The sequence below is a fragment of the Rickettsia endosymbiont of Hedychridium roseum genome, assembly GCF_964028255.1.
Lineage (GTDB): Bacteria > Pseudomonadota > Alphaproteobacteria > Rickettsiales > Rickettsiaceae > Rickettsia > Rickettsia asembonensis.
Window position 1 is genome coordinate 70560 of record NZ_OZ034753.1, and the last position, 24631, is coordinate 95190.

Consider the following 24631-nt stretch of genomic DNA (forward strand, 5'->3'; position numbering starts at 1 on the left):
GATGATAAAACTGAACGTAGACGGCTCTGAAATAGAAGTATCAGAAGGTAGCACCGTTTATCAAGCCTGTACACAAGCAGGTAAAGAAATTCCTCATTTTTGTTATCATGAGCGTCTAAAAATCGCCGGTAATTGCCGTATGTGCTTGGTTGAAATGGAAAAATCACCCAAGCCTATAGCTTCTTGTGCAATGCCGGTAAGTAACGGTATGGTTATTCACACCGATACGCCTATGGTAAAAAAAGCACGTGAAGGGGTGATGGAGTTTTTACTTATTAACCATCCTCTAGATTGCCCTATTTGTGATCAAGGCGGTGAGTGTGATTTGCAGGATCAGGCTTTTAGATACGGTAAAGGTACTAATAGATTTCATGAAAATAAGAGATCTATTAAAGATAAATATATGGGACCGCTGATTAAAACAGCGATGACTAGATGTATACAATGTACAAGATGTATTAGATTTGCAAATGATATAGCCGGAATAGAAGAAATGGGAGCTATCCATCATGGCGAGCATATGGAGGTAACTTCATATTTAGAGCAAACGCTCGATTCCGAAATATCCGGTAATATGATAGATATTTGTCCGGTCGGTGCTTTAAATTCCAAACCTTATGCTTTTAAAGCTCGTAAATGGGAACTAAAACATACTGCTAGCATTGGCGTACATGATGCTGAAGGTTCCAATATTCGTATAGATAGTAGAGGCGATGAGGTAATGAGAATATTACCTCGTGTTAATGAAGAAATAAATGAAGAGTGGCTTTCAGATAAAAACCGTTTTAGTTATGACGGTTTGAAATATCAGCGTTTAGATCGCCCTTATATCAGAAAAAACGGTAAGTTAGTAGAAGCCAGCTGGAACGAAGCTTTAAAAACGATAGCAGATAAAATTAAATCTATAAAACCGGAGAAAATTGCAGCTATTGCAGGTTCTCTTGCTTCTGTTGAAGCAATGTTTATATTAAAAACATTACTGCAAAAGCTTGGCTGTAATAATTATAGCGTTAATCAGTTTAACTATAAAATAGATACAAACGAGCGAGGAAACTACTTATTTAATACAACTATTGCCGGCGTAGAAAAGGCTGATTTATGTTTACTGATCGGAGCGAATCCAAGACAGATAGCTCCGGTATTAAACAGCAGAATAGGCATGCGAGTACGTGCCGGCTCATTAAAAGTAGTGCGGATAGGCGAAGGGCATAATCAAACTTATAAAATTCAAGATTTAGGAAGTGATATTAAGATTATTGAGGAACTAGCCATTGGTACTCATGAGTTTACGAAATCCTTAAAAGCAGCAAAATATCCGATGATTATAGTAGGTGACGGCGTATATGCAAGAGATGACGGATATGCTATATTGTCGCTTATTCATAAGATAGTGGCTGAATATAATATTATGCGTGATGATTGGAAGGGCTTTAATATATTGCATAACCATGCTTCTATAGTCGGCGGTCTTGACATCGGTTTTAATAATCCTATTAAGCTTGAAGAGTTAGAACTCACTTACCTACTTGGAGCTGATGAACTCCCATTTGATAAGCTAAAATCGGCTTTTATAATATATCAAGGACATCATGGGGATGCAGGTGCTGCGAATGCTGATGTAATTTTACCTGCGGCTGCTTATACAGAGCAGAGCGGAATTTACGTAAATTTAGAAGGAAGACCTCAAATAGTGGAAAAAGCAGTATCGCTTGTAGGAACAGCTAAAGAAGATATAGAAATTATTAAAGAGCTTGCCGGTTATCTGAAAATAGATATCGGAATGAGTGATTTACAAGAAGTAAGAGTAAGGCTTGCTAAAGAATATAAGATATTTGCTAATATTGATAAAATTGTAGAGAGTAAATTTGCTAAATTTAGCTCTAAAGATAAGTTATCAAAAGAGCCTATAACTACAGAACCTATTAATTATTATATGACTGATGTAATTAGTAAAAACTCGGTCACTATGGCTAAGTGCATAGAGGCTAAGGAAGCAAGAGGAAATTGTCATCCCGCGACTTGATCGCGGGATCTAATAATTAAAAATAAACATGAAAGAATACTATGTTTATATACTTTCAAATAAATATGACGGTACTTTATATATCGGCGTTACTTCTGATATTATAAAACGTGTTTGGCAACATAAACAAAAAATAATAAAGGGATTTACTACAAAATATAATTTAGATAAATTAGTTTATTTTGAACAGTTTAATGATATTAATCTAGCAATTAGTCGTGAGAAACGCTTAAAAGAATATAAAAGAAAATGGAATTAGATTTAATAGAAGCTAACAACCCTAATTGGTATGATTTATATGAAGATATTATAAAATAATTTTGCTTAGATCCCGCGATCAAGTCGCGGGATGACAATCAAATAACATTATGACAGAAATCTTTTTTGAATATATTTTCCCGTTAATTATAATCGCTCTAAAGGTGGTGGCGATCACTATCCCTTTAATTTTATGCGTTGCGTATTTAACATATGCAGAACGTCGTGTTATTGGATTAATGCAGCTACGACGTGGACCGAATGTCGTGGGTCCGTTTGGATTACTTCAGCCTATTGCTGATGCGGTTAAGCTTTTATTCAAAGAGCCGATAATTCCAACCAATTCCGATAAAATATTATTTATTTTAGCACCGATGATAACTTTTATATTAAGTTTAATCGGCTGGGCAGTTATACCTTTTGCAAAGGGCGTAGTTCTTGCAGATATTAATGTCGGTGTTTTATATATTCTTGCTATATCTTCTTTAAGCGTTTACGGCATTATTATTGCCGGTTGGGCTAGTAACTCAAAATATGCCTTCCTTGGTGCTATACGTTCCTCGGCCCAAATGATTTCTTATGAAGTATCGATGGGACTAGTTATTATTACCGTGCTACTTACTACCGGTACTCTCAATTTAAGTGGGATTATTGAAGCACAAAGAACAATGCCGTGGTGGATTGATTTAATGCTACTACCTATGGGTGTCGTATTTTTTATCTCGGTGCTTGCCGAAACAAATAGATTGCCTTTTGATTTACCTGAAGCAGAATCGGAATTAGTAGCCGGCTATAATGTTGAATATTCCTCTATGGGATTTGCTTTATTTTTTCTAGGTGAATATGCTAATATGATATTAGTTAGTGCAATGACTACGACTTTCTTTTTAGGAGGTTACTTACCGCCGTTTAATATATCATGGTTAGATTGTATTCCGGGGTTCTTTTGGTTTGTATTTAAGGTCGGATTCTTATTGTTCTGCTTTTTATGGATTAGAGCAACCTTGCCGAGATATCGTTATGACCAATTAATGAGACTCGGCTGGAAAGTATTTTTACCTCTAACTTTATTTTGGGTGGTGTTAGTGTCGAGTGTGCTTTTTTACACTGATAATTTGCCGGGTGTTTAGAGGGGGAGAGTATCATTGCTCTACATTGTCATCCCGTGGCTTGACCACGGGATGACAGGTATTTTTTTAATATTATGATAAACTATTTAAAATCATTTTTTCTATATGAGATAATAAGGGGAATGGCTTTGACTTTAAAGTATTTCTTTAAGCCCAAAGTTACCATAAATTATCCTTATGAAAAAAGTCCTGTTAGCCCTAGATTTAAGGGTGAGCATGCACTGCGTCGCTATGAAAACGGTGAAGAGCGTTGTATTGCTTGTAAGCTTTGTGAGGCAATTTGTCCGGCACAAGCGATAGTGATTGAAGCGGATGAACGAGATGACGGCAGTAGACGTACCACTCGTTATGATATAGACATGACAAAATGTATTTATTGCGGGTTATGCCAAGAAGCTTGCCCTGTAGATGCGATAGTTGAAGGTCCTAATTTTGAGTTTGCAACTCTAACTCATACGGCACTTATTTACGATAAAGAAAGATTACTGCAAAACGGTGACAAATGGGAGCAGGCACTCGCTAATAAGCTACATAAGGATTATGAATATAGGTAATTATAGTTATAGTACCGGATAGTTTTTGAAAAAGCTCTCGATGTCATCCCTGCGAAAGCAGGGATCCATCATAAAGCGAGATAAATCGAGCTTTTAAAAAAATCTTGGTTTTAAAGGTTTTTTTTAATTAGATTATCTTTTTAAAATAAAGCTTCTAAAAGCTTTATTTTAACTGGATTCCTGCTTTCGCAGGAATGACATAGAGTAAAAATGATCCAGTACTATAGAATTACACAAGCGTTACTATATCTTTAACCGGCATAACGGTTATATTGCTTCCTAATTGATATCTTTTTTTACCTGGATATATAACAAATAATTCATCTAATTTTAAATAGTCTATGGCTTTATACATCGAAGAAGTAAGAGTAGGAGCATCGCTAAATTTAAACTCAAAACCCAGCTTTAGACCCTTATGTCTTATAAATAAATCTAGTTCTCCTTCTTGATGTATCCCCCAGTAATAACAATCCTCACTGCGTTTATTAAAAATGCGTATTATTTGCTCTAGAGCAAATCCTTCAAAGCTTGCTCCTAGTTTTGGATGTCTTAATAATTGCTCAGGTGAATAAATATCAATTAAATGATGAAATATTCCTGAATCAGTAAAATATATTTTAGGTCGTTTTTTCTGACGTTTGGAAATATTTTCAAACCAAGGATATAATTGACGCACCATAAAAGTACCTGATAAAATATCTAGATAATTTTTGACGGTATGGTCACTCACTCCTAAAGACTTCCCAATTTCAGAAGCATTAAAAATATTTCCGTGATAATGAGCAAGCATAGTCCAAAAACGACGTAATGTAGCAGGCGGAATAGAGAAGCCAAGGTTTGGAATATCTTGCTCTAGAAAAGTCCTAATATATTGTTCTAACCAATCAAAGCCTGTTTTTGGATAGAGATAACAATTTGGAAATCCACCGAATAGATGTAATTGTTCTACATTATCTACTTCTAATAAAGAAAAAGGATGCACTTCTATATAAGCTATTCTGCCTGCAAGTGTTTCTGACGATTGTCTAATTAAATCTTTTGAAGCACTACCGAGTATTAAAAAACACTGCTCTGTATCTTTATCAGCTAGAACTCGCAAAATAGGAAATAAATCCGGTAATCTTTGAATTTCATCAATAATAATTAAGCCTTTTTTACTTTCAAGAGCTATATAAGGATTTTCTAAAGCAGCTAAATCTCTTATATCTTCCAAATCAAAAAAATGTATTTCTTTTTGTCCTTTCGCAAATTGACGGGCTAAAGTAGTTTTGCCGCATTGCCTTGGTCCTAAAAGAGCTACAATTTTATGACTTAAAAATTGTGTTGTTATCTTTTCTAAATAATGAGGGCGTTTAACAATAGCTTTCATAAATTATAATTTTATCTTTGAGAAGATTATACCATGAAATCTCGAACTTTGCATTCGAAATTTCATATATTATATATCCAGCTGTAATGTCTGTGCAGATTTTATGGAATTTTCTAGGTGAGAGGATAGAAGAACAATACCTCCGCTATTTGCTTTCATAACAATTAAATTATTTAGCAAATCTCTATTTTCTTTGCTTAAATTAGTTTCAACTTCATCAAGTAGCCATAAGTCAGATTGGCAGGCAATAAGCCTTGATACGGCTACGACTTTCTGCATTCCGCTAGATAGACTATAGCATTTTTCATCTAATAAATCTTGTAATTTAAAGTAATGAATAGCGGCGTATAGAGTTTCGGCAGAATTATAAATTTCCGACCAAAATTTTAGATTCTCCAAAACAGTCATTTCGAGTTTTAGACCTAGATTATGACCGATATAATTGCAGTATGGTTTAGGGATATTGTTGATATTACTATTTTTATAGTAGATATTACCGCTACTCGGTTGCATAATCCCTGCTATCATTCGCAGTAGTGAGCTTTTACCGCAACCATTAGCTCCTTTTATATAGGTGATAGAAGAAGGAAGAAAAGTGATACATAGATCAAATAAATTTCTTTGTTCTATATTAAATTGTAATTGATGAAGTGATAGCATGTTTTTGTTACTATGTATTCCCGCAGAAGCGGGAATCCAGTAAAACATATAGAATTTTTATATGCTTTTTATTAAATATATAATTTTTGTACCAATACTGTAAGTTGTTTTTTTCTGGATTCCTGCTTCCGCAGGAATGACATCGCAACACTAAATTTAATTTTCATGATGCTCTTCTGGTGTAGCCCCAGTTAATTCTGTATTATCTTGTTGATTATTATCGCCTTTAAGTTTGGCTTGAGCATCTTTTAATGCTTCTTTGTGACGAGATGCATTAGGCTTAAGAGCTTGACTTATCTCTGTACCTACCAACTTATTAGCTTCTTGACCTATATCTCTAGCTGCTTCATCTAATTTTTTATTTATTTTTCCTATTTCTTTTAACATATAGACCTCAATTTTAAGTTCTATAATTAGAGTAGCATTTATATTTTTTGTAAGCAATTAAAATTTAACCAATAAATTCTCCACCGATAAACGAAATACGTTTAAAATAGAACTGGGCATTAGACCAAAGTAAATAATCAATAATATTAAAGGAGCTATTGAGATTATTTCATATTTATATAAATCTCTGAAATGCATAATTTCTTTATTGGTAATTTCACCAAGCATAACTTCTTTATATAATTTCAGCATATAAACCGCCCCAAGGATTATGCCGAGAGCCGCTATAAAGGTTGCTATTACGTTCACCTTATAAATCCCAAGCAAGCTTAAAAATTCTCCGATAAATCCGCTAGTTCCGGGTAGCCCAACAGAACCAAGCATTGCAATCATAAAAAATGTGGCAAGCACTGGCATTTTACTTGCTACACCGCCGTATTTAGCTATTTCTTTGGTGTGCAATCTTTCATATAAAGTACCGACTATTAAGAATAGGCATGAGGAAATCACGCCGTGGCTAAGCATCTGAAATATTGCTCCGCTAACTCCGGCTTCAGTAAAGCTAAAAATACCTATCGTAACATATCCCATATGTGCAATTGATGAATAGGCTATCATCTTCTTCATATCTTTTTGAGCAAGAGCAATAAGGGACGCATATATTATAGCAATAACGCTAAGGTAAATTACATAAATTGCAAATTCTTGTGATACACTTGGAAATAGCGGTAGTAATACTCTTAAAAAACCGTAGCCGCCGAGTTTTAGCAAGATACCGGCAAGTATAACAGAGCCACTGGTTGGAGCTTGTACGTGTGCATCGGGTAACCAAGTATTAAATGGAATCATAGGAATTTTAACGGCAAAAGCAATAAATATAGCCCACCATAAAATTTGCTGAGCAAATAACGGGATGTTATAGGTAAGTTCAGAAATATAGGTTAAATCAAAACTATGAATTTTGCTATAAATATAAATTAATGAAAGTAGGAAAAATACCGAACCAAAGAAAGTATATAAGAAGAATTTAAGAGCCGCATATATTCTATTCTCACCTCCCCAAACGCCGATAATAATATACATCGGCACTAATATTGCTTCAAAAAAGAGATAGAATAATAATAAATTTACTGAGGTAAATGCCCCTATACAAAAAGATTCCATTAATAAAAAACATACTAAATATTCTTTAATATATTTTTTAACGGTAAATAAGCTTCCGATTATACAAATAAGAGTAAGAAAAGAAGTTAGAGCCACAAAAAATATTGATATACCGTCAACACCAACATGAAATTCAAGCCCGATTTTATCAAGCCAAGCGTAGCGTTCAACAAATTGATAAGCGGGGTTTGAGGAGTCAAACTCTATTAAAATATAAATAGTTGAGATGAATGTTAAAACAGAACTAAGTACTGCAACATACATTACATATATCGCTTTATCTGCCTTTTTACTTTGACTAATAAACAGCAAAATATATAGCACGCTTATTAGCGGCAGGAAAATACTGATAGATATAATAGGTAATTCTAACATTCTTTTAAGATTTTATGAGTTTTTTTAGTAGTATATATCATTCTTGCGTGGATCGAAAAACGCATTCGGTGTCATACCGTGGCTTGACCACGGTATCCAAAAAAGAACTAAAAATACTAATAATTTAGTATTTTTAACTGGACCCCGCTATAAGCTCGCGGGATGACAAAAGTGCTGGATACCGTGGTCAAGCCGCCGGTATGACACTAAAAACCTTTCCAAACGAAAACGCTAATTACAACAACAATAAACGATACAATATACAAAGCATAATTAAAAACATATCCTGTTTGTGTTTTACCAGTAAGAACGCTAAAGCAATTAACAACTCGTGAAAAACCGTTTGGTCCAAAACGATCGATTATTTTCTGATCGCCAAGATAAAATAAAGAAGCTAAACAGTTAATAGGTTTCACAATTAAGAAATTATATATTTCGTCGAAGTAATATTTATTTCTTAGTATGTTGGATATAAATGCCATACTGTGACCCAACCACGACATCCAGCCTTTTTTAATATTTTTGCTGGATTCCCGCTTTCGCGGGAATGACATAGAAGAAGATGGATATGACATAATAGTACTTGACTTATATAAGTAAATACCAATAACAATCCCAACTACGCCGACAACCATAGGTAATAATTTTATATATAAAGGCGGGTGGCTAATTAGTAGTTTATAAATATGTAAATTAAATAGACTTTCATGGAAATAGCCGTTTGGTTTGTCCATAGAAAGTAAATAATAGCCGATCATACCGCTAAAAAAGCTCCCAGCGACAAGTAATATAAGAGGATTATTCATTATTTTAGCTGGTTCATGGGCATGCTCAAAAACATCTTTTTCTAGCTTAGTTTTACCATGAAATACCAACATAATAATCTTCATTGAATAAATAGCGGTAAGTATTGCTGCCGCTATCCCAAAAATGAACATAAACGAGCCGCTACTATAGGCTGCTTCTAAAATCGAATCTTTAGAGTAAAACCCTGCCAAAGGATAAATACCTATCAATGCAAGTGAGCCGATTAAGAAATTTCCGTAAGTTACCGGCATTTTATTTCTTAAATCACCCATTTTAAAAATATCCTGCTCATGAACTGCATGTATTACACTGCCGGCTGATAAGAATAATAAGGCTTTAAAAAAGGCATGAGTTACTAAGTGAAATATCCCGCTATTATAGGCAGATACCCCGCAAGCCATAAACATATAACCAAGCTGACTACAAGTTGAGTAAGCAATAATCTTCTTAATATCGCTTTGCATAATAGCAATGCTTGCGGCAAAAAGACAAGTAACACCGCCTATTATTGTAATAAACTGTAGAACTAAAGGGCTATATTCAAACAAATATGAGCAGCGTGCTACTAAGAATACTCCTGCCGTTACCATGGTTGCCGCATGAATAAGTGCAGATACCGGAGTCGGTCCTTCCATCGCATCAGGCAGCCATACATGTAAACCGATCTGTGCAGATTTACCCATACAGCCGATAAATAATAACAAGCAAATAACATCTAGAATAGAAAATTGTAAAAATATTTTTGTATTAGATAATAACTCTGCAGATGAAAATACATCTTTGTAATTTGCCGAACCACAATAAACAATAATCGTTATTACGCCTAAGATAAAAGCAAAATCGCTGGCTCTATTAGTTATAAAAGCTTTAATCGCTGCTTTATTGGCGGATTCTTTTGAATACCAAAAACCAATTAGTAAATATGAGCAAACGCCGACGCCCTCCCAACCGAAAAATAACTGTAAGAAATTATCAGCTGATACTAGCATTAACATAAAGAAAGTGAACAAAGAAAGGAAAGACAAGAAGCGTACAATTCCCTTATCCTCCGCCATATAGCCAAGCGAGTAGATATGCACGACGCTAGATACCCATATTACGGCTATAAACATTATGCTAGTGAGCTGATCGATATAAATCGACCAATTTACTTTAAAATTTCCAACCTCAATCCATGGTAATAATTTAATATGGATTATATTCCCGTCTAGACCCGCATCGCAAAATATTATTAATGAGAATAAGGCAGATAAAGATAAGAGGCCGGTTGCAATTATTTGAGCTAATTTTTTATCTATTATCTTTACGAATAACCCGTTTATTAAGCTAGATGCAAGCGGTAACATGATGATCATTATGGCAAGATTTTGATACATCTTATCCCCTCATCTGATTAATGTCAGTGATTTCAATTGAGCCTTTATTACGGAAATATATTAGTAATATCGCAAGCCCTATTGAGGTTTCGGCAGCTGCTACGGTTAAGATTATAATACTAAAAATTTGTCCTGATAATTCTTGCATATATATGGAAAATGCAACAAAATTTATGTTAACTGCAAGCAGCATTAACTCAATGGACATTAATATATTGATAATATTTTTGCGATGCATAAATAATCCAAACATCCCAATAGTAAAAACTAAGCTGCTTAGGATTAAATAATGATTAAGCGAAATATATTCATTCATATTTAATATTCTCGACCCCTTTATTTAGAGTAGGCTTTGTCATCAATACAACATTACTTTTATTATGGGAGAGTTGCTTTGTAATACCTTGATGTTTTACTCCCTCACGCTTCTTTAGCGTTAATGTAATACATGCAATCATAGCGACAAATAAAATAAGCCCCGCCATTTGAAACGGTAGCATAAAATCGGTGTAAAGCACGTTACCTATTGCTTTAGTATTTGAGATACTATTTGTTATGGCAAACGATACCTCCGAACTGAAATTAATATTTTTAGTGCCAAGTAAAATAATTGTTACTAAATCAGCAAACATTATTAGAGCTATAAAAATACTTAAAGCAAGATTTTCTTTTAACTGTGTTATTGTCTTATTAAAATGCATATCTAGCATCATTATCACAAATAAGAATAATACTGCTACAGCTCCAACATAAATCACTATCAGCATCATAGCTAAAAATTCTGCTCCAAGCAAAATCATAAGTCCTGCACCGTTGATAAATGCAAAAATTAACCATAATACCGAATATACGGAATTTTTGCTTAAAACAACGCATAAGCTGCTGATAGTTATTAATGTTGCAAATAAATAAAAAAATATGAACATGAGTTATTTTGTGTTTTTGAGTACCGCTTACATCGTCATCGATGTCATTCCTGCGAAAGCAGGAATCTAGAAAATAACCTTAATATAAATCATATTTGACAAAGTAAACCTATAAAAACTTGTTTTTATAGGTTTTACTGGATTCCCGCCTACGCGGGAATGACATAAAACGATCCATGCAACAATGCTTACAGTCGCTCGCAATGACGAAATATATATTACACCAACAAAGCATTAGAAGAAAATTTCTCGATCATCGGAGTAAATAAGCTTTCTAGTTCTTTGCGTATTTCTTCTTTATTTTCTACTTTTTGACCTTCTTTACTTAAAGTTAATTCGCCTTTTTCTACATGACCAAGTACAGCCTCAATGATTGCTTTTTTATCATGTTTACCGTCCATATATCTAAGTGCAAACTTCTCAAAGAAATTAACGCCGATCGGTTCATGTTTTAAATTTGTAACCCACATAGAAGGTGTATGGGTTGCTTGATGTATCACCATTTTTGTTGTTTTAGGCTTATCAAGCTCAGGGTTATTTCGATGCTTCTGATTTGTAATACTAATATAACCTTGTAGTACTAGCTTCATTGCATTATTTAAAAGCTCAGCTTTGATTTCGTTTAATTTAGTATTATGTAGCTTTTTATTGGCTTCAGAGGTTATTTTCTCAAAGCTTAACGGATTATTTAGATTCTCGCTGAAAGTGTATAAAATAGCTTTCATGTAAGGCGAACTAGTTGTTAAATTAGAATCTTTATTACCGTTTAAGAAGAATTTTAAGGCTTCGGAAGCATTATTAAGATCTACTTCTTTAATCGGCTTTTCAGGCACTATATTAAAGATTATATTAAATTTCGTTATATCATCATTATTAATATTTCTATTAATTTTCATATCACTATGACATAGTAAAGTGGTTCTAAAACGACGATTCGTAATGAAATCCATATATTGTTCAGTTCTAACTATATCGTTCACCGCTTTTAACTGCTCTACTACTTTTGGCGGCATATTACCAAGATACATAGTCGAAAGATTACAATCGGCTAAATATTGTAAATTGTGGTTTCTTGCTTCATTCATAAATTCATGAAAATAGAATTGAGCATTTTCTTCTTCTAGATGATCATGACGTAAATAATGATCGGTTTGTTTAGCAAGCAGCCCTGCTTCGGTTTTTAATGCTTCTGCATAAGGAGTTTTAGAGTTTTCTAAGCTATCCTTAACAAATTCTAGTAACAATCTAGATTGAGCTATTCTATCACGTACATTTGCAAATGAGCTAGAATGATACATCATCATATCTCTAATAGTACGGACCATATTCCAGCCAGGGAGGGTATTATAGCTAATATATGCTATTCCGTTTGGACTAAGATTTTTATTACAAACTTCAAAAATTTTATCTCTAACGGTTTTTGGTACCCAAGAAATTACGCCATGGCAAATTATATAATCAAACTTACCGAAAGAATCATCAATATCGGTTATCGAACAATGATGGAACTCTATATTTTTTAATCCTAGTTCTTTAACATTTTTATTTGCTTCGTCAATTTGTACCTTAGACAAATCAACCCCAACAAAATGAGCTTTTGGATAAAGAACTGCATGTGGTATTAAATTACCCCCTGCTGCACAACCAAGCTCTAATATTTTTGCATTCTCGACTTCAGGAGCATTCACACCGAAAAGAGTTGCAAGTGTACTTAAGTGATAAGGATTTGTAAGAGCATATGGGTAGCTTTCATACGGCACTTCATCATAAGTGTTATGATTTGAAACCGCACCATTCAGAACAGGATTGGTAGTTTTTGCTGTCTTATCATGAGCGTTAGGGGTAGAAGAAGAGTTAGTAGTTTTTGAGGACATATTTTTTCCTTATATAGTTGGATTATTCGTGTTATCCCGCGGCTTGACCGCGGGATCTTGTATCACAGGCTGTGTCCTGAGATCCCGGGGTCAAGCCACGGGATGACATTGCAGCTTTATATAAATATTTCACAGAATTCTTAAAATGGTAATCTATAAGTAAATCCTACGCCAAATTCTCCAACGGCTATAGTTTTTTTGATAGGATTTGCCGGCACGAATTGTCCTGTTTTCATATCAAGCGTATCATAATTAATTCTTACTCTATATGCCGTTTGTAATTTTGCGGTTGCATCAATACTTAAATTTGAAGTTACATCTTGTGAGACTCCAAGACCTGCTTGCCACGCAACACAATTTTTATGAGTTCTTCTTACTTTAAAATAATCACCATTTATAACACTCCACCTAGAGGAGGTAGGCTTAACTTTTACTTGTGCTATTCCACCTCCAAGTATTACAAAAGGTGTGAAAGTTTTTATTTTTTCTAAATCACAAATAAGATTTAGCATATATATATTTGATAATACGGTAGTATTACCTGGGGTTTTAGGAATAGTGAGACCATTACTTAAATTTTGCTGAGGTAATACGTAATGCAGACGATATTTAGGTTGATAAGTTGCTGAGAATTCAATAGCTATCTGTGGATATATTATATAGCCTATTTTTCCGCTATACATACTTGATTTTTTTAAAATTATTTCGGTATTTGAGTGTTTATGTCGGAATTTACTAACGACCGGTTCAACTATTCCGCCTTCTGCTCCTATATAGAACCCTGTTTCTTTTGCAAAAGCAATGTTATTAAAAATGATGATAGTAATAAAAAATAATTTTAGTAATTTAGTCATTATAATTGCTTAAAAAATAAAAAAATATTATATACCCCCTTTATTAATGGTCAATCATATTTTTTCTAATTATGGAAGCAATTATACCAAATAGTAATAAAGTAATAGTTACAATGAGCGAAACATATGCCGGAATTGCTATATAATGATGAATAAATATTTTAAAGCCAATAAATATTAAAATTAAAGCCAAAGAATATTTTATATAACTGAAACGTTCTACAATTTCTGCTAAACAAAAGAATAACGCTCTAAGCCCTAAAATAGCAAAAATATTTGAAGTATAAATTATATAAACATCATTAGTAATTGCAAATATCGCCGGTATACTATCTATAGCAAAGACTAAATCTATTGCTTCTATCAGCATTAACGATATAAAAAGGGGAGTAAAATATAGTTTATTATTACGTTTAACAACAAATTTATCCCCTTCAAGATTAGGAGTAATATTTAGATTTTTTACTATTGACTTGTAAATATAAGAATTCTGTATATCAAAAGTTTTATGTGATACATAGAAAGTTTTTATACCTGTAGCAATAAGTATTACGGCAAAAATATATAATAACCAAGCAAATTTATTTATAAGAATAATACCGCCGTAAATCATTATGGCTCTGAATATTATTACGCCTATTATACCAAAAAATAAAATACGATGTTGATATTTCCCGGGAATTTTAAAAAATTGGAAAATAATAGAGATAACAAAAATATTATCAAGGGACATAGCTTTCTCAATGAGAAAGCTAGTATAATATTCACGAGCATGTTCTGCTCCCGTATTATAATAAACATAGATACCGAATAAACAAGCTATTACAAAATAGAAAAGACTAAAAAGTACGCTTTCTTTAAAGTTCATTACGGTATTTTTTTTGTGTACTATTCCCAAATCGAGAACCAGTAAAGCAGAGATTACCGTATAAAAAATAATCCAACTCATTTATTTATCTCTTCATTTTATATTGCATGTGGAAATATAGCCCCCCACCAAACATAACTCTTAGCTGGAATCTGATAGTATTTTCTCCTTGTTTTAAATAACGCTTTATATCAATCGGTAAGTTCTTAGCTTGTAATGCTTGACCTTGGTCATTTCCATTGTTACAGTACCTTTTCTCATCTAGAGAATTAACGTCAGTGGGGAGGCTAAGTAGCTTTTGGCCGTTGACATATATTAATGTGCAATCATCATACCATAAATCTTTTACTTCAAAATACTCAATATCGTCCATTATTGCATCTAAAGTTACTTTGAATTCTACAGTATGCAATATTGTATTTTCCGGTTTATTTGTTGCATCTATAAATGCCCCATCCTTTGGAAATGCCATAATGCTCCCCTGTGGTACCGGTTTTTTGTTTAAGATATAGTCACCTATTTTAGTTACCGGATTATAAGGGGTCTCAGGTAATTGACTTGATGGAAAGTCGTTATAACCAACTTTTATAGGCAATCCTGTAGATTCTCTACAGCCGACATTTTGACCTAAAGGTTCAAATTCAACAACTTTTCTATCAAAGTATGATAAACAATGGCGTTCTAAAGGTTTACTAGGATCAATAACTATCCAATTCGTCGGGCATCTTCCTATTGCAAGTTCACCTATATCGCTTTCATCCCATTCTGCATTACCGTGGGTGCTACCAGAAGGAGCATCAGCTGTGCTAGGAATTTTAGCACAAGTAGGTACTAATATAGGAGCACAAAGATCTAGCTCTTGCCAAGTTTTATCTCTTACATCCTCAGTCTTAGCTTTATATGTCGGTTCAGGAGGAGTGTTCTCATCTCCTTTTGTGTATGTCACTGTATAATATTTTGATTTATCATCTAACGGTACTAATTTTGGTCCTTTGTCAGGTCCTGGCTCGATTCTATCTTTATAATCCCTACTTAAAACACATACTGGAGTATTAGGGCTTTTATTATTAGTATAGCAGTTACTTGGAATATTATTTATATTGCAAGCATAAATAGTAATACCTTCCACTGTTTCTTTTAGAGTACAGCTACTTGTATTTATATCTTTGCTGCATAAACCAAGGTTTGGATATTTAAGGCTATATGTATTTTTAAAATTCTTACAATTTATAGTATTGTTATTGTTTAGTTTAGCAAGTACACAATTTATCGAGTCATTATTGTAACCGGGAATAGGTGATCCATCAGGTAAAGTAGGAATCGGCATAGGATTACAATGTTGGAAATTTTTCGGCATCAAGCAGGCATGCGTTCCACCTTGGATATATTTACCGTTTATATATTCTAAATATTTTAAATATACCGCACTTGAGTCAGGTTTTCCATTGCTATCATAAGGTTCTTTATCGTCTTTATATTTACCGTGAATAGTCAACTGATTTAGAGCATTCTCTCCTGAAAACGGCATAGCAATATATTTATCATTTGTCGGATCTTTTGGTGGATCTTTAGGTATAAACGCAACGGAAGAACTATACTTATAACCGGCAAGCATTACTATACTTTCTGTGTCCGTGGGGTTGGGAGGTGGAGGTCCGGCGTATGCTAACGGTGTTACAAGAGTGCTTGTTTCATCTATAATGTTAATAGTCCCATCTGTTTGTTTCTCTCTTACTTGCACTGAAGCAATGAATTGCGGTTTATAATAAGCATCGTTGGCATTGTTATTAGTACAGGTAATTCCGGCATATTGTCTTGAACATTCATAAGCAGCTAGACTATAAGAATGATTTACTCTCGGTACGCAATCTATTAATTTACCGGACTCAAATAAGCAAATATTATTAGGATTTTGCTTATCGTCTTCGGTATTACTAATAGAGACATAAAGTTTTCTATCTTTACCGTTATTGTCTTTTAGGGTGACATCTGTCTTTATAGGTATTAAGCTATTTGTATCTTGCCCTTGTATCTTAGGAAACTTTACGCTTACATCCTTAAATTCGCCTATATTAACTCCCCATACTTTTTGGCAGGTAGTTGAACTAGAACTTGGACAGTCCGGTATATCCTCTATGTAATAATCGCTAGGTGTTTCTACATTTCCAATTTTCTGCGAATATACTATTCTAAATCCCTCATTACAACCGTTAGCCGTAACACTACATGGCGTAGAAATTTCTGTATTAATACATGGAGTACCTCCTGAAGTATTCTTACATGATTTAATTAAATCTTTAAAAGCCGTATTAGTATGAGTAATTTTTGCTGAAAGAAAATCTGTATTACGTGGTTCTACACAAGTTTTGAGATCAGAGGTAGAACTCGTGCAAAGCGGAACAAGATTGCTAAAGCTAACACGTATGGTATTATTAACAATATTGTTGTTAACATTTGATACTACACAAGGCGGCAAAGTTGAAGATTGTTTAAATACAGGTTTTCCTTTCTGAATATCCTCTGGGGTATTTTTTATGCTACATATATTATTAGCATTAGCATTAATACTAATATAATCTAAATTTGGACAATATGGCGGTGGAAAAGGTCCTAAAGGTAATTGTACACAACCAAAAGAATAGCTATCTACAGAACCGTTTAATGATCCAAGTTTTTCAATAACTGTTATTATTAAACTAGGGAAAAAATTAAAAACCTCTCCTATTGCGTTAAGTATTGATTGAAGTACTTTTATAAATTCTAAATCTTGATCTATCATACCAAGAAGCTGCCCTAATAAACTTGGTAAACTTGCTCCTTTTACCGTTTCAACTAAAAATTTTAATACTTTTGCAATAGGACTAAGTTCGTTAGTTTGATGAAGAGGTTGACGATTAGGATTCCAGTCCATCGGATCAAGATGTACACCGGAATCTGAAACAAGGTTAACAAGTCCAGGGTCGCTATAAGCACAAAGTTTAGGAGATTTTAAAGTAACTATTTTTCCGTCTACACCTATTATCTTATTATCAGTTTCTGTATAACCGACTTTATTGAGATGTACTCCATCGGTATAACCTGGATCTGCAGGGGAAGGTGTGGCGTTTATTCCGGGAGGTGGAGGCATATCCGGTACGGCAACTCTAGCACAGACTCTAGTTAGAGGTAGACCGTAACCTGTAGGCCATAATACACATTCTCCATCCCAATTTAAGGTGGAGTTTTGATTCCAACAAGCTGCGGCATTACAGCTTTGAACTCTAATACGAATTTTTGGAGTAAAGTAACTACTATCAGGGGCTTCTTCCGCACATCTATTAAGTAAAAAACCGATAAATGTACCTGGGTAATCAAATTTTAATAAACAAGTATCATTATCGCGACCGTCGCTTTTATTCCAAGGAGGACATAATGTGCCTGGTTTAAAGGGTCCTCTTTTTACTTCATTTTTGCTGCCTCTATTCCAAGTTTCCGTTCTATCGCTTTGTCCGCAATTACAGGGATCGCTAAGACAATCGGCTATATCACCCCAAATAGATGCCTGCACATTAAATGAGAAAAATGAAAATAAGAAAAGTAGTAAATATTTTTTTAACACTTTGAGTATTCTTTATGTTCGTTGTTTTGTTGTCATTGTGAGAAAGCATTGCCCGTGTGGACCGATTTTCCGTCATTGCGAGCGACTGTAAGGAGCGTGGCAATCTCATGAAATTAAAACTAGATTGCAACAAAGCTTCGCTCCTCGCAAGGCATTGTTGTGTGGACCAATTTCACCTTTGTCATCCCGTGTCTTGACCACGGGATCCAGTTAAAAATACTAAAATTATTAGTATTTTTTATCGTTTTTATGGACCCCGTGGACAAGCCACGGGGTGACACATTGGGTTTTATCGGTCCACGCAACAACGCCTCCTCGCAATGACGATTTGGGTATCCACGCATGCAACACCGTCTCGCAATGACAATGGTTTTAGTAGCTATTAACATCAGTCCGTATTTAACTCATTATATAGGTAATTAATCCAATTATCCGGAGGACCTTGGTGTTGTTCAAGTATTTTGTTATAAATATCCATTTCCTCTTGTCTGCTTGATAAAATACGGACAATTCCTATTAAAGCGGCAATACTTAATTCAGAAGCTATCGATTCATTATCCTTATTAATTAAGAACATTCTTGCAGAAAGTATTAGCTGTGATAATTTTCGTATTTCCGCCTCGCTTAAACCTAAAATTTTATCTAAATCTTCTATTTTAACGTCAGACGGTAGAATAATTTTCGTATTAATTAAATCAAGCCAAGGTTTTATAGTATATTTTGGATATGACTTAAGATAAATAAAATTGAAATTACTGACGAAAATACCGTTATTTTGAGATAAATTATTATAGATTAAATTTATATTATCATAATAAACTTCAGGTCTGTAAAGTTTATCAAAATTATCGGCAGCAAATATTTTAGGTTTTGTGCCAACTAGGCTTAAATGATAAGTAAAAGTATAAATTACTGCTGCACTAATACTTTGATGTTTCTTTAAATTATTATTAAATTGTTCTAAAAATTTCCTCTCCGTTGGGTAAAATTGTTTAGAAAACGGCTCATCAGAAAGTTTATATAAATTGAACCCTATAACTTTCCCTTCTTCAATGTTAAGAGATGGTCCGTCAAATAATCCGAAATATAATTGTCCTTCGGTAAAAACTTTAAGTTTATCAAGTATTTGTATTCCTCCTTCCTCCTTAAAATCCTCTAATTTTAAAATATCGGAAAAAATACGTTTTTCTTTTTCAATTGATAAAATTTTATTTTTTAATTTCTCTAGAAATGATATCTCTATTTTGCTAAGAGGTGCAATGTAATGACCGCTGATTAATTTTAAAAATTCTAAAATGAAAGCTTGTGATTTTTCTGTATCATCTACTAAAAATGGATTGATAATTTGTTTGTCCGGTTCTAACCATTTGCCTTCTATTGACTCGATAAAAATTTTAGAATCATTATTATTAGAAATATAAATTATTGTTGGATTGTATTTAGTCGATTCTGATATTAGAAAGTTCAATAATACGGTTTTGCCGGTTTTTTCCGTACCAAAGATGCAAGTATTACCTTTATTCGTTTTATCATGAAAATTCATGAAATATGGAGTACCTTTCTCGGTTCGCAGTAAAGTTATAGCCTTACCCCAAGGATTATATTGATTACCGAGTGTAGTATTATGAAGAGCGGTAAGAGAAGCAATATATTCTACGGATAATGGTGACATTCTGCGGATAAAGGCAAAGTTAGCAGGTAATTGTGACCAAAATATTTGTTCAATATTAAGATCTTCTTTTACATGAATAATACCAAGTTTAAAAAGTTCGGTTGATGCTTTAGCTACGTCTGCATCTAGTTTATTTTCATCTTCTTCTATAACGGCAATTGAAATTTGCTGATTACAAAATTGAAAATCTAAATTAGCTGCATCAAGCTTATTAATCCCTTTATGATTAAGTAAAGTTGAGTCATTAGTAATTTTTAGAATATGATCTTGACCACGCAATTTGGATATTACTTGTTTTTTGCTAACAAAGTAAAATATTTCAGTTATTATTAATTCAATCGGTAACTGTAAAAATTTATCTAGTGTATTAGAAGGAGTTTCTTGATATTCTTTTATAGATAGTAAAGAAGCGAATTTGTTATTTTTCTCATGATCCGTAACTACCATTTTATCGCCGCTAATTGTATAAATACTTCTACCTAGTGCATCGGATAAATCTATTATAGGTACCAAACAATCATTATTATTAAGGTTAGCTATTCGATTATATAAAAATAAAGGATTAGAAAAAACATTATCATTTTCAAATATTATGCCGAGTTTCTCAGCACCGAATTCGTTTAAATCGTTTAAAATATTATTAGTGATATTTTCTAGTTTTTGAAAAGCTGAATCTAAGTAGTTATTTTCAAAATCAGTAATTAATTTATTAGATAAAGAATTTATTAAAGAGTTAAAATTTTTGATGTCAACTTTAGCAGAATCATGTACTATAGATATATATAAAGTATTAACGAATTTATCATTCCAATGGTTTTTTCTTTGCCATAGTGCATGAATATTTGCCGGTAATAATTTTTTGTAAGGAGTGGAATCATCTAAATTTTGTTTTTCTCGTATTGTATGTAGCCAAAAAGCAAAATCATAATCGGTTATATTCTTTTTTATAGAAACTCTAACCATTTCACGTAAATTTTGTATGTTATCGCTTATTTTCTCTGAGTTAATGCCGTGTATTTTTATAATTTGTAGTAATTTACCGTCTTTGGTGAGTAAAGTATTTTCATTATAATGACATGCTATAGGTATAAAATGAGGAGCATTATAATTATATATATCTTTGTCAAATTTTCGTAAATCACTAAACACAAATAACCTGAATTTAAATTATCGTTTTGTATACTGTGTCACCCCGTGGCTTGACCACGGTATCCAGCAAAAAACTTACAATACTAATTTTTAGTATTATAAACTGGACCCTGTGGTCAAGCCACGGGGTGACAACGGAAAAATCAACTCATGCAACCGCATCTTCTACACTACATAGCCAATTTTTCAAATTAAACGAGTATATCACAAAACTTTACCTTATTATTTATATTTAATAAACAATTATTCACTATATGTAGTGATTTTTTGTAACCCTCCCATGTAATTTATCAAGACATCAGGTATAGTTATTGATCCATCTTCATTCTGATAATTTTCAAGTATTGCAACCATAGTTCTTCCGATAGGTAATCCTGAAGCATTTAAAGTATGAACTAAGGTAGTTTCGTTAATGCCGAATTCCTTATATCTTGCTTTCATTCTACGTGCTTGAAAATCTCCACAATTAGAACAGCTAGCAATTTCGCGATATTGCTTTTGTCCCGGAAGCCATACTTCTATATCATAGGTTTTTTTTGCTGCAAATCCCATATCTCCGGTGCAAAGTAACATAACACGATAAGGAAGATTCAGTTTTTGTAAAATAGTCTCTGATGCATTAGTTATATATTCATGCTCATTTTTTGATTCTTCAGGGGTAGTAATAGATACTAGCTCAACTTTACCGAACTGATGTAATCTAATCATACCTCTTGTATCTCTACCGCTACTACCTGCTTCTGATCTAAAGCACGGGGTGTAAGCAACATAACGCATCGGTAATTTTTCTCTTGGTATAATAGTATCGGCGACTATATTTACTAAAGATACTTCTGCGGTTGGAATTAGTCTATAACCATTTGTTGTTGCAAAAGACTCTTCGGCAAATTTAGGTAGTTGTCCTGCATTATACATAGCATTATCTCGAACTAATACCGGAGGTGATATCTCAAAGAAGTCAAACTCTTTAGTATGAACATCAATCATAAAGTTAATTAAAGCACGTTCTAGCTTTGCTAAATCACCTTTTAACGTTACAAATCTAGCTCCAGAAATTTTAGCAGTTTGTTCAAAATCCATTAAATTTAATTTTGTACCTAGTTCAAAATGCTGTTTATTCAAAGCATTCGGATTTGTCTCTCCGTAAGTACGAACTAATTTATTCATACTTTCATCCATTCCGTAAGGTACTTCTTCGTCCGGAATATTAGGAAGCATATTTAATAGTTCATTTAATTTGTTATTATTATTTAGATCCTGTTCAAGTTCTTCCAACTTCTCATTTATATGTTTGACATCTCTTTGTAGCCCTTCAAACTCTTCGCCGCTTTTAGAGGCCATATTACCTAAAATCTTTGATTTTACCTTACGTGCATGCTGAAATTCTTGAATTAAACTCGTAATTTTTCTTTTCTCTCCGTCGAGCATAGCAATTTTACTAGACATAGGTTCAATAAATCTTTGGCTAAGCTTTTCATCGAATAATTCTTGATTTTCTCTAATCCATTTGATATTTAACATTTAGTGTCCTCGGTTTTTCTATAAAATTACATATCATTATTGAAGTTTCATATAATAAAAGTAGCGGTATTGCAAGAGCAAACTGGCTTAAAATGTCAGGAGGCGTTAATATTCCTGCAATAATAAAGTTAATTACCACGGCAATGCGTCTTTTTTGCTTAAGTGTTTGTACCTTAACTATTTTTAGTATATTTAATATTATTATCACAACCGGTAGTTGAAAAGCAACTCCAAAAGCAATAATTAAATGAATAACTAAATTTAGATACTCGCTAATTCTTGCTTCCAAAACTATCGGTACTATCATATCACGTTTTTCAAAACTAAGAAAAAAATTCCAAGCTTTCGGCATTACAAAGTAAAAAACAAAAATACTACCGCACCAAAATAAAATAGGCGACATAAAAAGAATAAAAGCGATAATTTTTCTTTCATGGCGGTGTAACCCTGGGCTGATAAATAAATAACACTCCAAAGCAATTATAGGTATAATAATAGTAAAAGCAGTAAAAGCTGCAAGTTTAATATAGGTAAAAAATGCTTCTGTAAGCCCTGTATAAATTATATTTCGTACTGTATCACCGCTTAGCTTAGCAAGCGGTTTTAATAAAAAACTATAAATATTGTCGCTAAAATAATAGCAAATAGCAAATATAATTATAAAAGCAGTAAATATTCTAAGAAGTCTTATTTTTAATTCTAATAAATGTTCTTGAAAACTATATAATTTCATAAAAATTTTGACTCTTCATTTCGCAGAAGTATATATATCAATATTATAAACCTTTTTTAATAATTGTCATATCTTTTTAGAAATATTCACAAAGTCTAGTTTCTTTCTATATATTTTATAAAATATCGGTATAAATAACATGCTAAACAGAGTGTTACCTAAAAAGAATACAGACCAAGTAAGATATTTTGCACAAATACCGCCAAGGCTAGCTAGAATAATACGGCTAAGAGAGCTAAAAGATGCAATAATAGAATATTGCGTGGCAACAAATTCACTATTGCAAAGGCTAGCAAAATAGATAGAGATAATAGTTCCTGCAAAGCCTGCACAAAAGTTTTGTACTGTAACGGTTATTATAAATATCCTTATATCATAGCCGATAGTAGCAAGAATCATAAACATAAGGGGTGACAATAATTGAATAACTCCACCAATTAAGACACTATGAAATATACCCATTTTTGTAGCTAAAACGCCGCCTAAAGCTCCTCCGACGATCATGATCAGTAACCCGTAAGCTTTGTAAATAACGGCAATTTCATGAGTAGTAAAACTTAAATCTAGAAATAAAGGCGAACTCATAGCCATAGGTATAGAATCCGCAGCTTTATATAAAAAGACAAACAATATAATTAGCAATAAATATTGTTGTTCATTTTTTAAGGAGATAATACTTTTTTTAATAACTTCAAAATATTGTTGTAATCCTATTAAATTAGTAGTCGTATGACGTTTTTCTTTAGGTTTTGGTTCTTTGATACATAAGATTACTATAGGACCAACTACAGTAATAAATAAAGCAAATTTATATACTGTATCCCAGCCGAAAATAATTGATGAATATAAAGCACCGACGCTGCCAAGTAACATACCTAAACGAAACCCTATGCTACTAAAGGTAAAAGCCATTGAAAGCTCTTCTTTAGATATAGGTCTCTCAATTCTATATGCGTCAAGTACAATATCCTGCGTAGAACTGCAGAATGAAATAATAAATAAGATAATTGCAGTAATATATAAGTTATTACAAGGGCTTATGTTTAAGAACCCCGTCATCGCTAGGATTAAAAATATTTGTGATACCAATGCCCAGCCACGCCTGTGACCGAATTTAGAACATAAAAAAGGTATAGAGTATTTATCTATAAAAGGTGACCATATGACCTTTAAGCAATACGGAAAAGCAGCTAGTGATATCGAACCTATTATATCAGTGGTGTATTTTGCTTCGGATAATTGATATGGAACTGTGAAAAAAATTAAATTAAACGTAAGACCGGAAATTAAGCCTAAAAGTAAAATACCGATTAAATATAATTTTTTGTACACG

At 33.0% G+C, this 24631-nt stretch carries 22 protein-coding genes and 1 pseudogene; 6 read left to right on the plus strand and 17 right to left on the minus strand.

Features of this window, described 5'->3' with window-relative positions; translation table 11 throughout:
• Position 1: 1 nt before the first annotated feature.
• From nuoG to nuoI, 4 genes and pseudogenes are all read left to right on the plus strand, one after another.
• Positions 2 to 2023 (plus strand): NADH-quinone oxidoreductase subunit NuoG, encoded by a 2022-nt coding sequence (nuoG, locus tag AC5587_RS00445; protein ID WP_499162497.1) that lies wholly within the window; start codon positions 2 to 4, stop codon positions 2021 to 2023.
• Positions 2024 to 2051: 28 nt separating this feature from the next.
• Positions 2052 to 2341 (plus strand): annotated as a pseudogene (locus tag AC5587_RS00450) (GIY-YIG nuclease family protein).
• A gap of 50 nt (positions 2342 to 2391) precedes the next feature.
• Positions 2392 to 3411 (plus strand): NADH-quinone oxidoreductase subunit NuoH, encoded by a 1020-nt coding sequence (gene nuoH / locus AC5587_RS00455; RefSeq protein ID WP_499162498.1) that lies wholly within the window; start codon positions 2392 to 2394, stop codon positions 3409 to 3411.
• 74 nt (positions 3412 to 3485) lie between these two features.
• Complete coding sequence (gene nuoI, locus AC5587_RS00460; RefSeq protein WP_410526446.1) at positions 3486 to 3965, plus strand: NADH-quinone oxidoreductase subunit NuoI; 480 nt, start codon at positions 3486 to 3488, stop codon at positions 3963 to 3965.
• Between the two features lie 229 nt (positions 3966 to 4194).
• On the opposite strand, the gene AC5587_RS00465 is transcribed toward nuoI, so the two are convergent.
• The 4 genes from AC5587_RS00465 to AC5587_RS00480 all read right to left on the minus strand — a co-directional run bounded on the left by AC5587_RS00465 (position 4195) and on the right by AC5587_RS00480 (position 7920).
• Positions 4195 to 5334 (minus strand): ATP-binding protein, encoded by a 1140-nt coding sequence (locus AC5587_RS00465; RefSeq protein WP_499162499.1) that lies wholly within the window; start codon positions 5332 to 5334, stop codon positions 4195 to 4197.
• Positions 5335 to 5403: 69 nt separating this feature from the next.
• On the minus strand, positions 5404 to 5994 hold the full coding sequence (ccmA, locus tag AC5587_RS00470) for a heme ABC exporter ATP-binding protein CcmA (protein ID WP_499162500.1): 591 nt from the start codon (positions 5992 to 5994) through the stop codon (positions 5404 to 5406).
• A 156-nt stretch (positions 5995 to 6150) separates the two neighbouring features.
• Positions 6151 to 6438, minus strand: coding sequence for a hypothetical protein (locus AC5587_RS00475; protein WP_499162501.1), 288 nt, complete (start codon positions 6436 to 6438; stop codon positions 6151 to 6153).
• A complete protein-coding gene (locus AC5587_RS00480) occupies positions 6439 to 7920 on the minus strand; it encodes an NADH-quinone oxidoreductase subunit M (RefSeq protein WP_499162502.1) in 1482 nt (493 codons plus the stop codon). It lies immediately after the preceding gene.
• 43 nt (positions 7921 to 7963) lie between these two features.
• Between AC5587_RS00480 and AC5587_RS00485 the strand changes: the two genes are divergently transcribed.
• The gene (locus AC5587_RS00485; RefSeq protein WP_499163047.1) at positions 7964 to 8086 is read left to right on the plus strand and encodes a hypothetical protein; all 123 of its coding nucleotides are present in this window, start codon (positions 7964 to 7966) and stop codon (positions 8084 to 8086) included.
• A gap of 40 nt (positions 8087 to 8126) precedes the next feature.
• Here the strand turns inward: AC5587_RS00485 and nuoL are convergent, their stop codons facing one another.
• From nuoL to AC5587_RS00535, 10 genes are all read right to left on the minus strand, one after another.
• Positions 8127 to 10073 carry an NADH-quinone oxidoreductase subunit L gene (nuoL, locus tag AC5587_RS00490; protein WP_499162961.1) on the minus strand — a complete coding sequence of 649 codons (1947 nt, stop codon included), beginning with the start codon at positions 10071 to 10073 and terminating at the stop codon, positions 8127 to 8129.
• Between the two features lie 31 nt (positions 10074 to 10104).
• Positions 10105 to 10419: an NADH-quinone oxidoreductase subunit NuoK gene (gene nuoK / locus AC5587_RS00495; RefSeq protein WP_011271556.1), complete on the minus strand. Its 315-nt coding sequence runs from the start codon at positions 10417 to 10419 to the stop codon at positions 10105 to 10107.
• Positions 10412 to 11029 carry an NADH-quinone oxidoreductase subunit J gene (locus AC5587_RS00500; RefSeq protein ID WP_499162503.1) on the minus strand — a complete coding sequence of 206 codons (618 nt, stop codon included), beginning with the start codon at positions 11027 to 11029 and terminating at the stop codon, positions 10412 to 10414. The genes nuoK and AC5587_RS00500 overlap by 8 nt, the downstream gene beginning before the upstream one ends.
• 109 nt (positions 11030 to 11138) lie before the next feature.
• Positions 11139 to 11264 (minus strand): hypothetical protein, encoded by a 126-nt coding sequence (locus AC5587_RS00505; protein ID WP_499162504.1) that lies wholly within the window; start codon positions 11262 to 11264, stop codon positions 11139 to 11141.
• On the minus strand, positions 11248 to 12903 hold the full coding sequence (locus tag AC5587_RS00510; protein ID WP_499162505.1) for a methyltransferase regulatory domain-containing protein: 1656 nt from the start codon (positions 12901 to 12903) through the stop codon (positions 11248 to 11250). The genes AC5587_RS00505 and AC5587_RS00510 overlap by 17 nt, the downstream gene beginning before the upstream one ends.
• A gap of 140 nt (positions 12904 to 13043) precedes the next feature.
• Positions 13044 to 13757 carry an outer membrane protein gene (locus AC5587_RS00515; RefSeq protein ID WP_499162506.1) on the minus strand — a complete coding sequence of 238 codons (714 nt, stop codon included), beginning with the start codon at positions 13755 to 13757 and terminating at the stop codon, positions 13044 to 13046.
• A gap of 43 nt (positions 13758 to 13800) precedes the next feature.
• Positions 13801 to 14706 (minus strand): TerC/Alx family metal homeostasis membrane protein, encoded by a 906-nt coding sequence (locus AC5587_RS00520; RefSeq protein ID WP_499162507.1) that lies wholly within the window; start codon positions 14704 to 14706, stop codon positions 13801 to 13803.
• Positions 14707 to 14710: 4 nt separating this feature from the next.
• The gene (locus tag AC5587_RS00525) at positions 14711 to 18223 is read right to left on the minus strand and encodes a hypothetical protein (protein ID WP_499162508.1); all 3513 of its coding nucleotides are present in this window, start codon (positions 18221 to 18223) and stop codon (positions 14711 to 14713) included.
• 119 nt (positions 18224 to 18342) lie between these two features.
• Positions 18343 to 18567 (minus strand): hypothetical protein, encoded by a 225-nt coding sequence (locus AC5587_RS00530; protein ID WP_499162509.1) that lies wholly within the window; start codon positions 18565 to 18567, stop codon positions 18343 to 18345.
• Between the two features lie 44 nt (positions 18568 to 18611).
• Entirely contained in the window at positions 18612 to 21044 is a 2433-nt protein-coding gene (locus AC5587_RS00535; RefSeq protein WP_499162510.1) for a VirB4 family type IV secretion/conjugal transfer ATPase, read from the minus strand.
• A 26-nt stretch (positions 21045 to 21070) separates the two neighbouring features.
• Here AC5587_RS00535 and AC5587_RS00540 point away from each other — a divergent pair, with 26 nt between their 5' ends.
• Positions 21071 to 21280, plus strand: coding sequence for a hypothetical protein (locus tag AC5587_RS00540; RefSeq protein ID WP_499162511.1), 210 nt, complete (start codon positions 21071 to 21073; stop codon positions 21278 to 21280).
• Between the two features lie 7 nt (positions 21281 to 21287).
• Here the strand turns inward: AC5587_RS00540 and serS are convergent, their stop codons facing one another.
• From serS to AC5587_RS00555, 3 genes are all read right to left on the minus strand, one after another.
• Positions 21288 to 22565: a serine--tRNA ligase gene (gene serS, locus AC5587_RS00545; RefSeq protein ID WP_499162512.1), complete on the minus strand. Its 1278-nt coding sequence runs from the start codon at positions 22563 to 22565 to the stop codon at positions 21288 to 21290.
• On the minus strand, positions 22543 to 23298 hold the full coding sequence (gene tatC / locus AC5587_RS00550; RefSeq protein WP_011271548.1) for a twin-arginine translocase subunit TatC: 756 nt from the start codon (positions 23296 to 23298) through the stop codon (positions 22543 to 22545). Before tatC ends, serS begins: the two co-directional genes overlap by 23 nt.
• Before the next feature lie 66 nt (positions 23299 to 23364).
• Positions 23365 to 24630, minus strand: a complete 1266-nt coding sequence (locus AC5587_RS00555; protein ID WP_410526459.1) for an MFS transporter — start codon at positions 24628 to 24630, stop codon at positions 23365 to 23367.
• Position 24631 lies beyond the last annotated feature (1 nt).

Bases quoted from the DNA above. Each gene is read 5' to 3' on its own strand.
- nuoG (WP_499162497.1), top strand. From the start codon at position 2: ATGATAAAACTGAACGTAGACGGCTCTGAAATAGAAGTATCAGAAGGT.
- nuoH (WP_499162498.1), top strand. From the start codon at position 2,392: ATGACAGAAATCTTTTTTGAATATATTTTCCCGTTAATTATAATCGCT.
- nuoI (WP_410526446.1), top strand. From the start codon at position 3,486: ATGATAAACTATTTAAAATCATTTTTTCTATATGAGATAATAAGGGGA.
- AC5587_RS00465 (WP_499162499.1), bottom strand. From the start codon at position 5,334: ATGAAAGCTATTGTTAAACGCCCTCATTATTTAGAAAAGATAACAACA.
- ccmA (WP_499162500.1), bottom strand. From the start codon at position 5,994: ATGCTATCACTTCATCAATTACAATTTAATATAGAACAAAGAAATTTA.
- AC5587_RS00480 (WP_499162502.1), bottom strand. From the start codon at position 7,920: ATGTTAGAATTACCTATTATATCTATCAGTATTTTCCTGCCGCTAATA.
- nuoL (WP_499162961.1), bottom strand. From the start codon at position 10,073: ATGTTACCGCTTGCATCTAGCTTAATAAACGGGTTATTCGTAAAGATA.
- nuoK (WP_011271556.1), bottom strand. From the start codon at position 10,419: ATGAATGAATATATTTCGCTTAATCATTATTTAATCCTAAGCAGCTTA.
- AC5587_RS00500 (WP_499162503.1), bottom strand. From the start codon at position 11,029: ATGTTCATATTTTTTTATTTATTTGCAACATTAATAACTATCAGCAGC.
- AC5587_RS00505 (WP_499162504.1), bottom strand. From the start codon at position 11,264: ATGCTTTGTTGGTGTAATATATATTTCGTCATTGCGAGCGACTGTAAG.
- AC5587_RS00510 (WP_499162505.1), bottom strand. From the start codon at position 12,903: ATGTCCTCAAAAACTACTAACTCTTCTTCTACCCCTAACGCTCATGAT.
- AC5587_RS00515 (WP_499162506.1), bottom strand. From the start codon at position 13,757: ATGACTAAATTACTAAAATTATTTTTTATTACTATCATCATTTTTAAT.
- AC5587_RS00520 (WP_499162507.1), bottom strand. From the start codon at position 14,706: ATGAGTTGGATTATTTTTTATACGGTAATCTCTGCTTTACTGGTTCTC.
- AC5587_RS00530 (WP_499162509.1), bottom strand. From the start codon at position 18,567: ATGCGTGGATACCCAAATCGTCATTGCGAGGAGGCGTTGTTGCGTGGA.
- serS (WP_499162512.1), bottom strand. From the start codon at position 22,565: ATGTTAAATATCAAATGGATTAGAGAAAATCAAGAATTATTCGATGAA.
- tatC (WP_011271548.1), bottom strand. From the start codon at position 23,298: ATGAAATTATATAGTTTTCAAGAACATTTATTAGAATTAAAAATAAGA.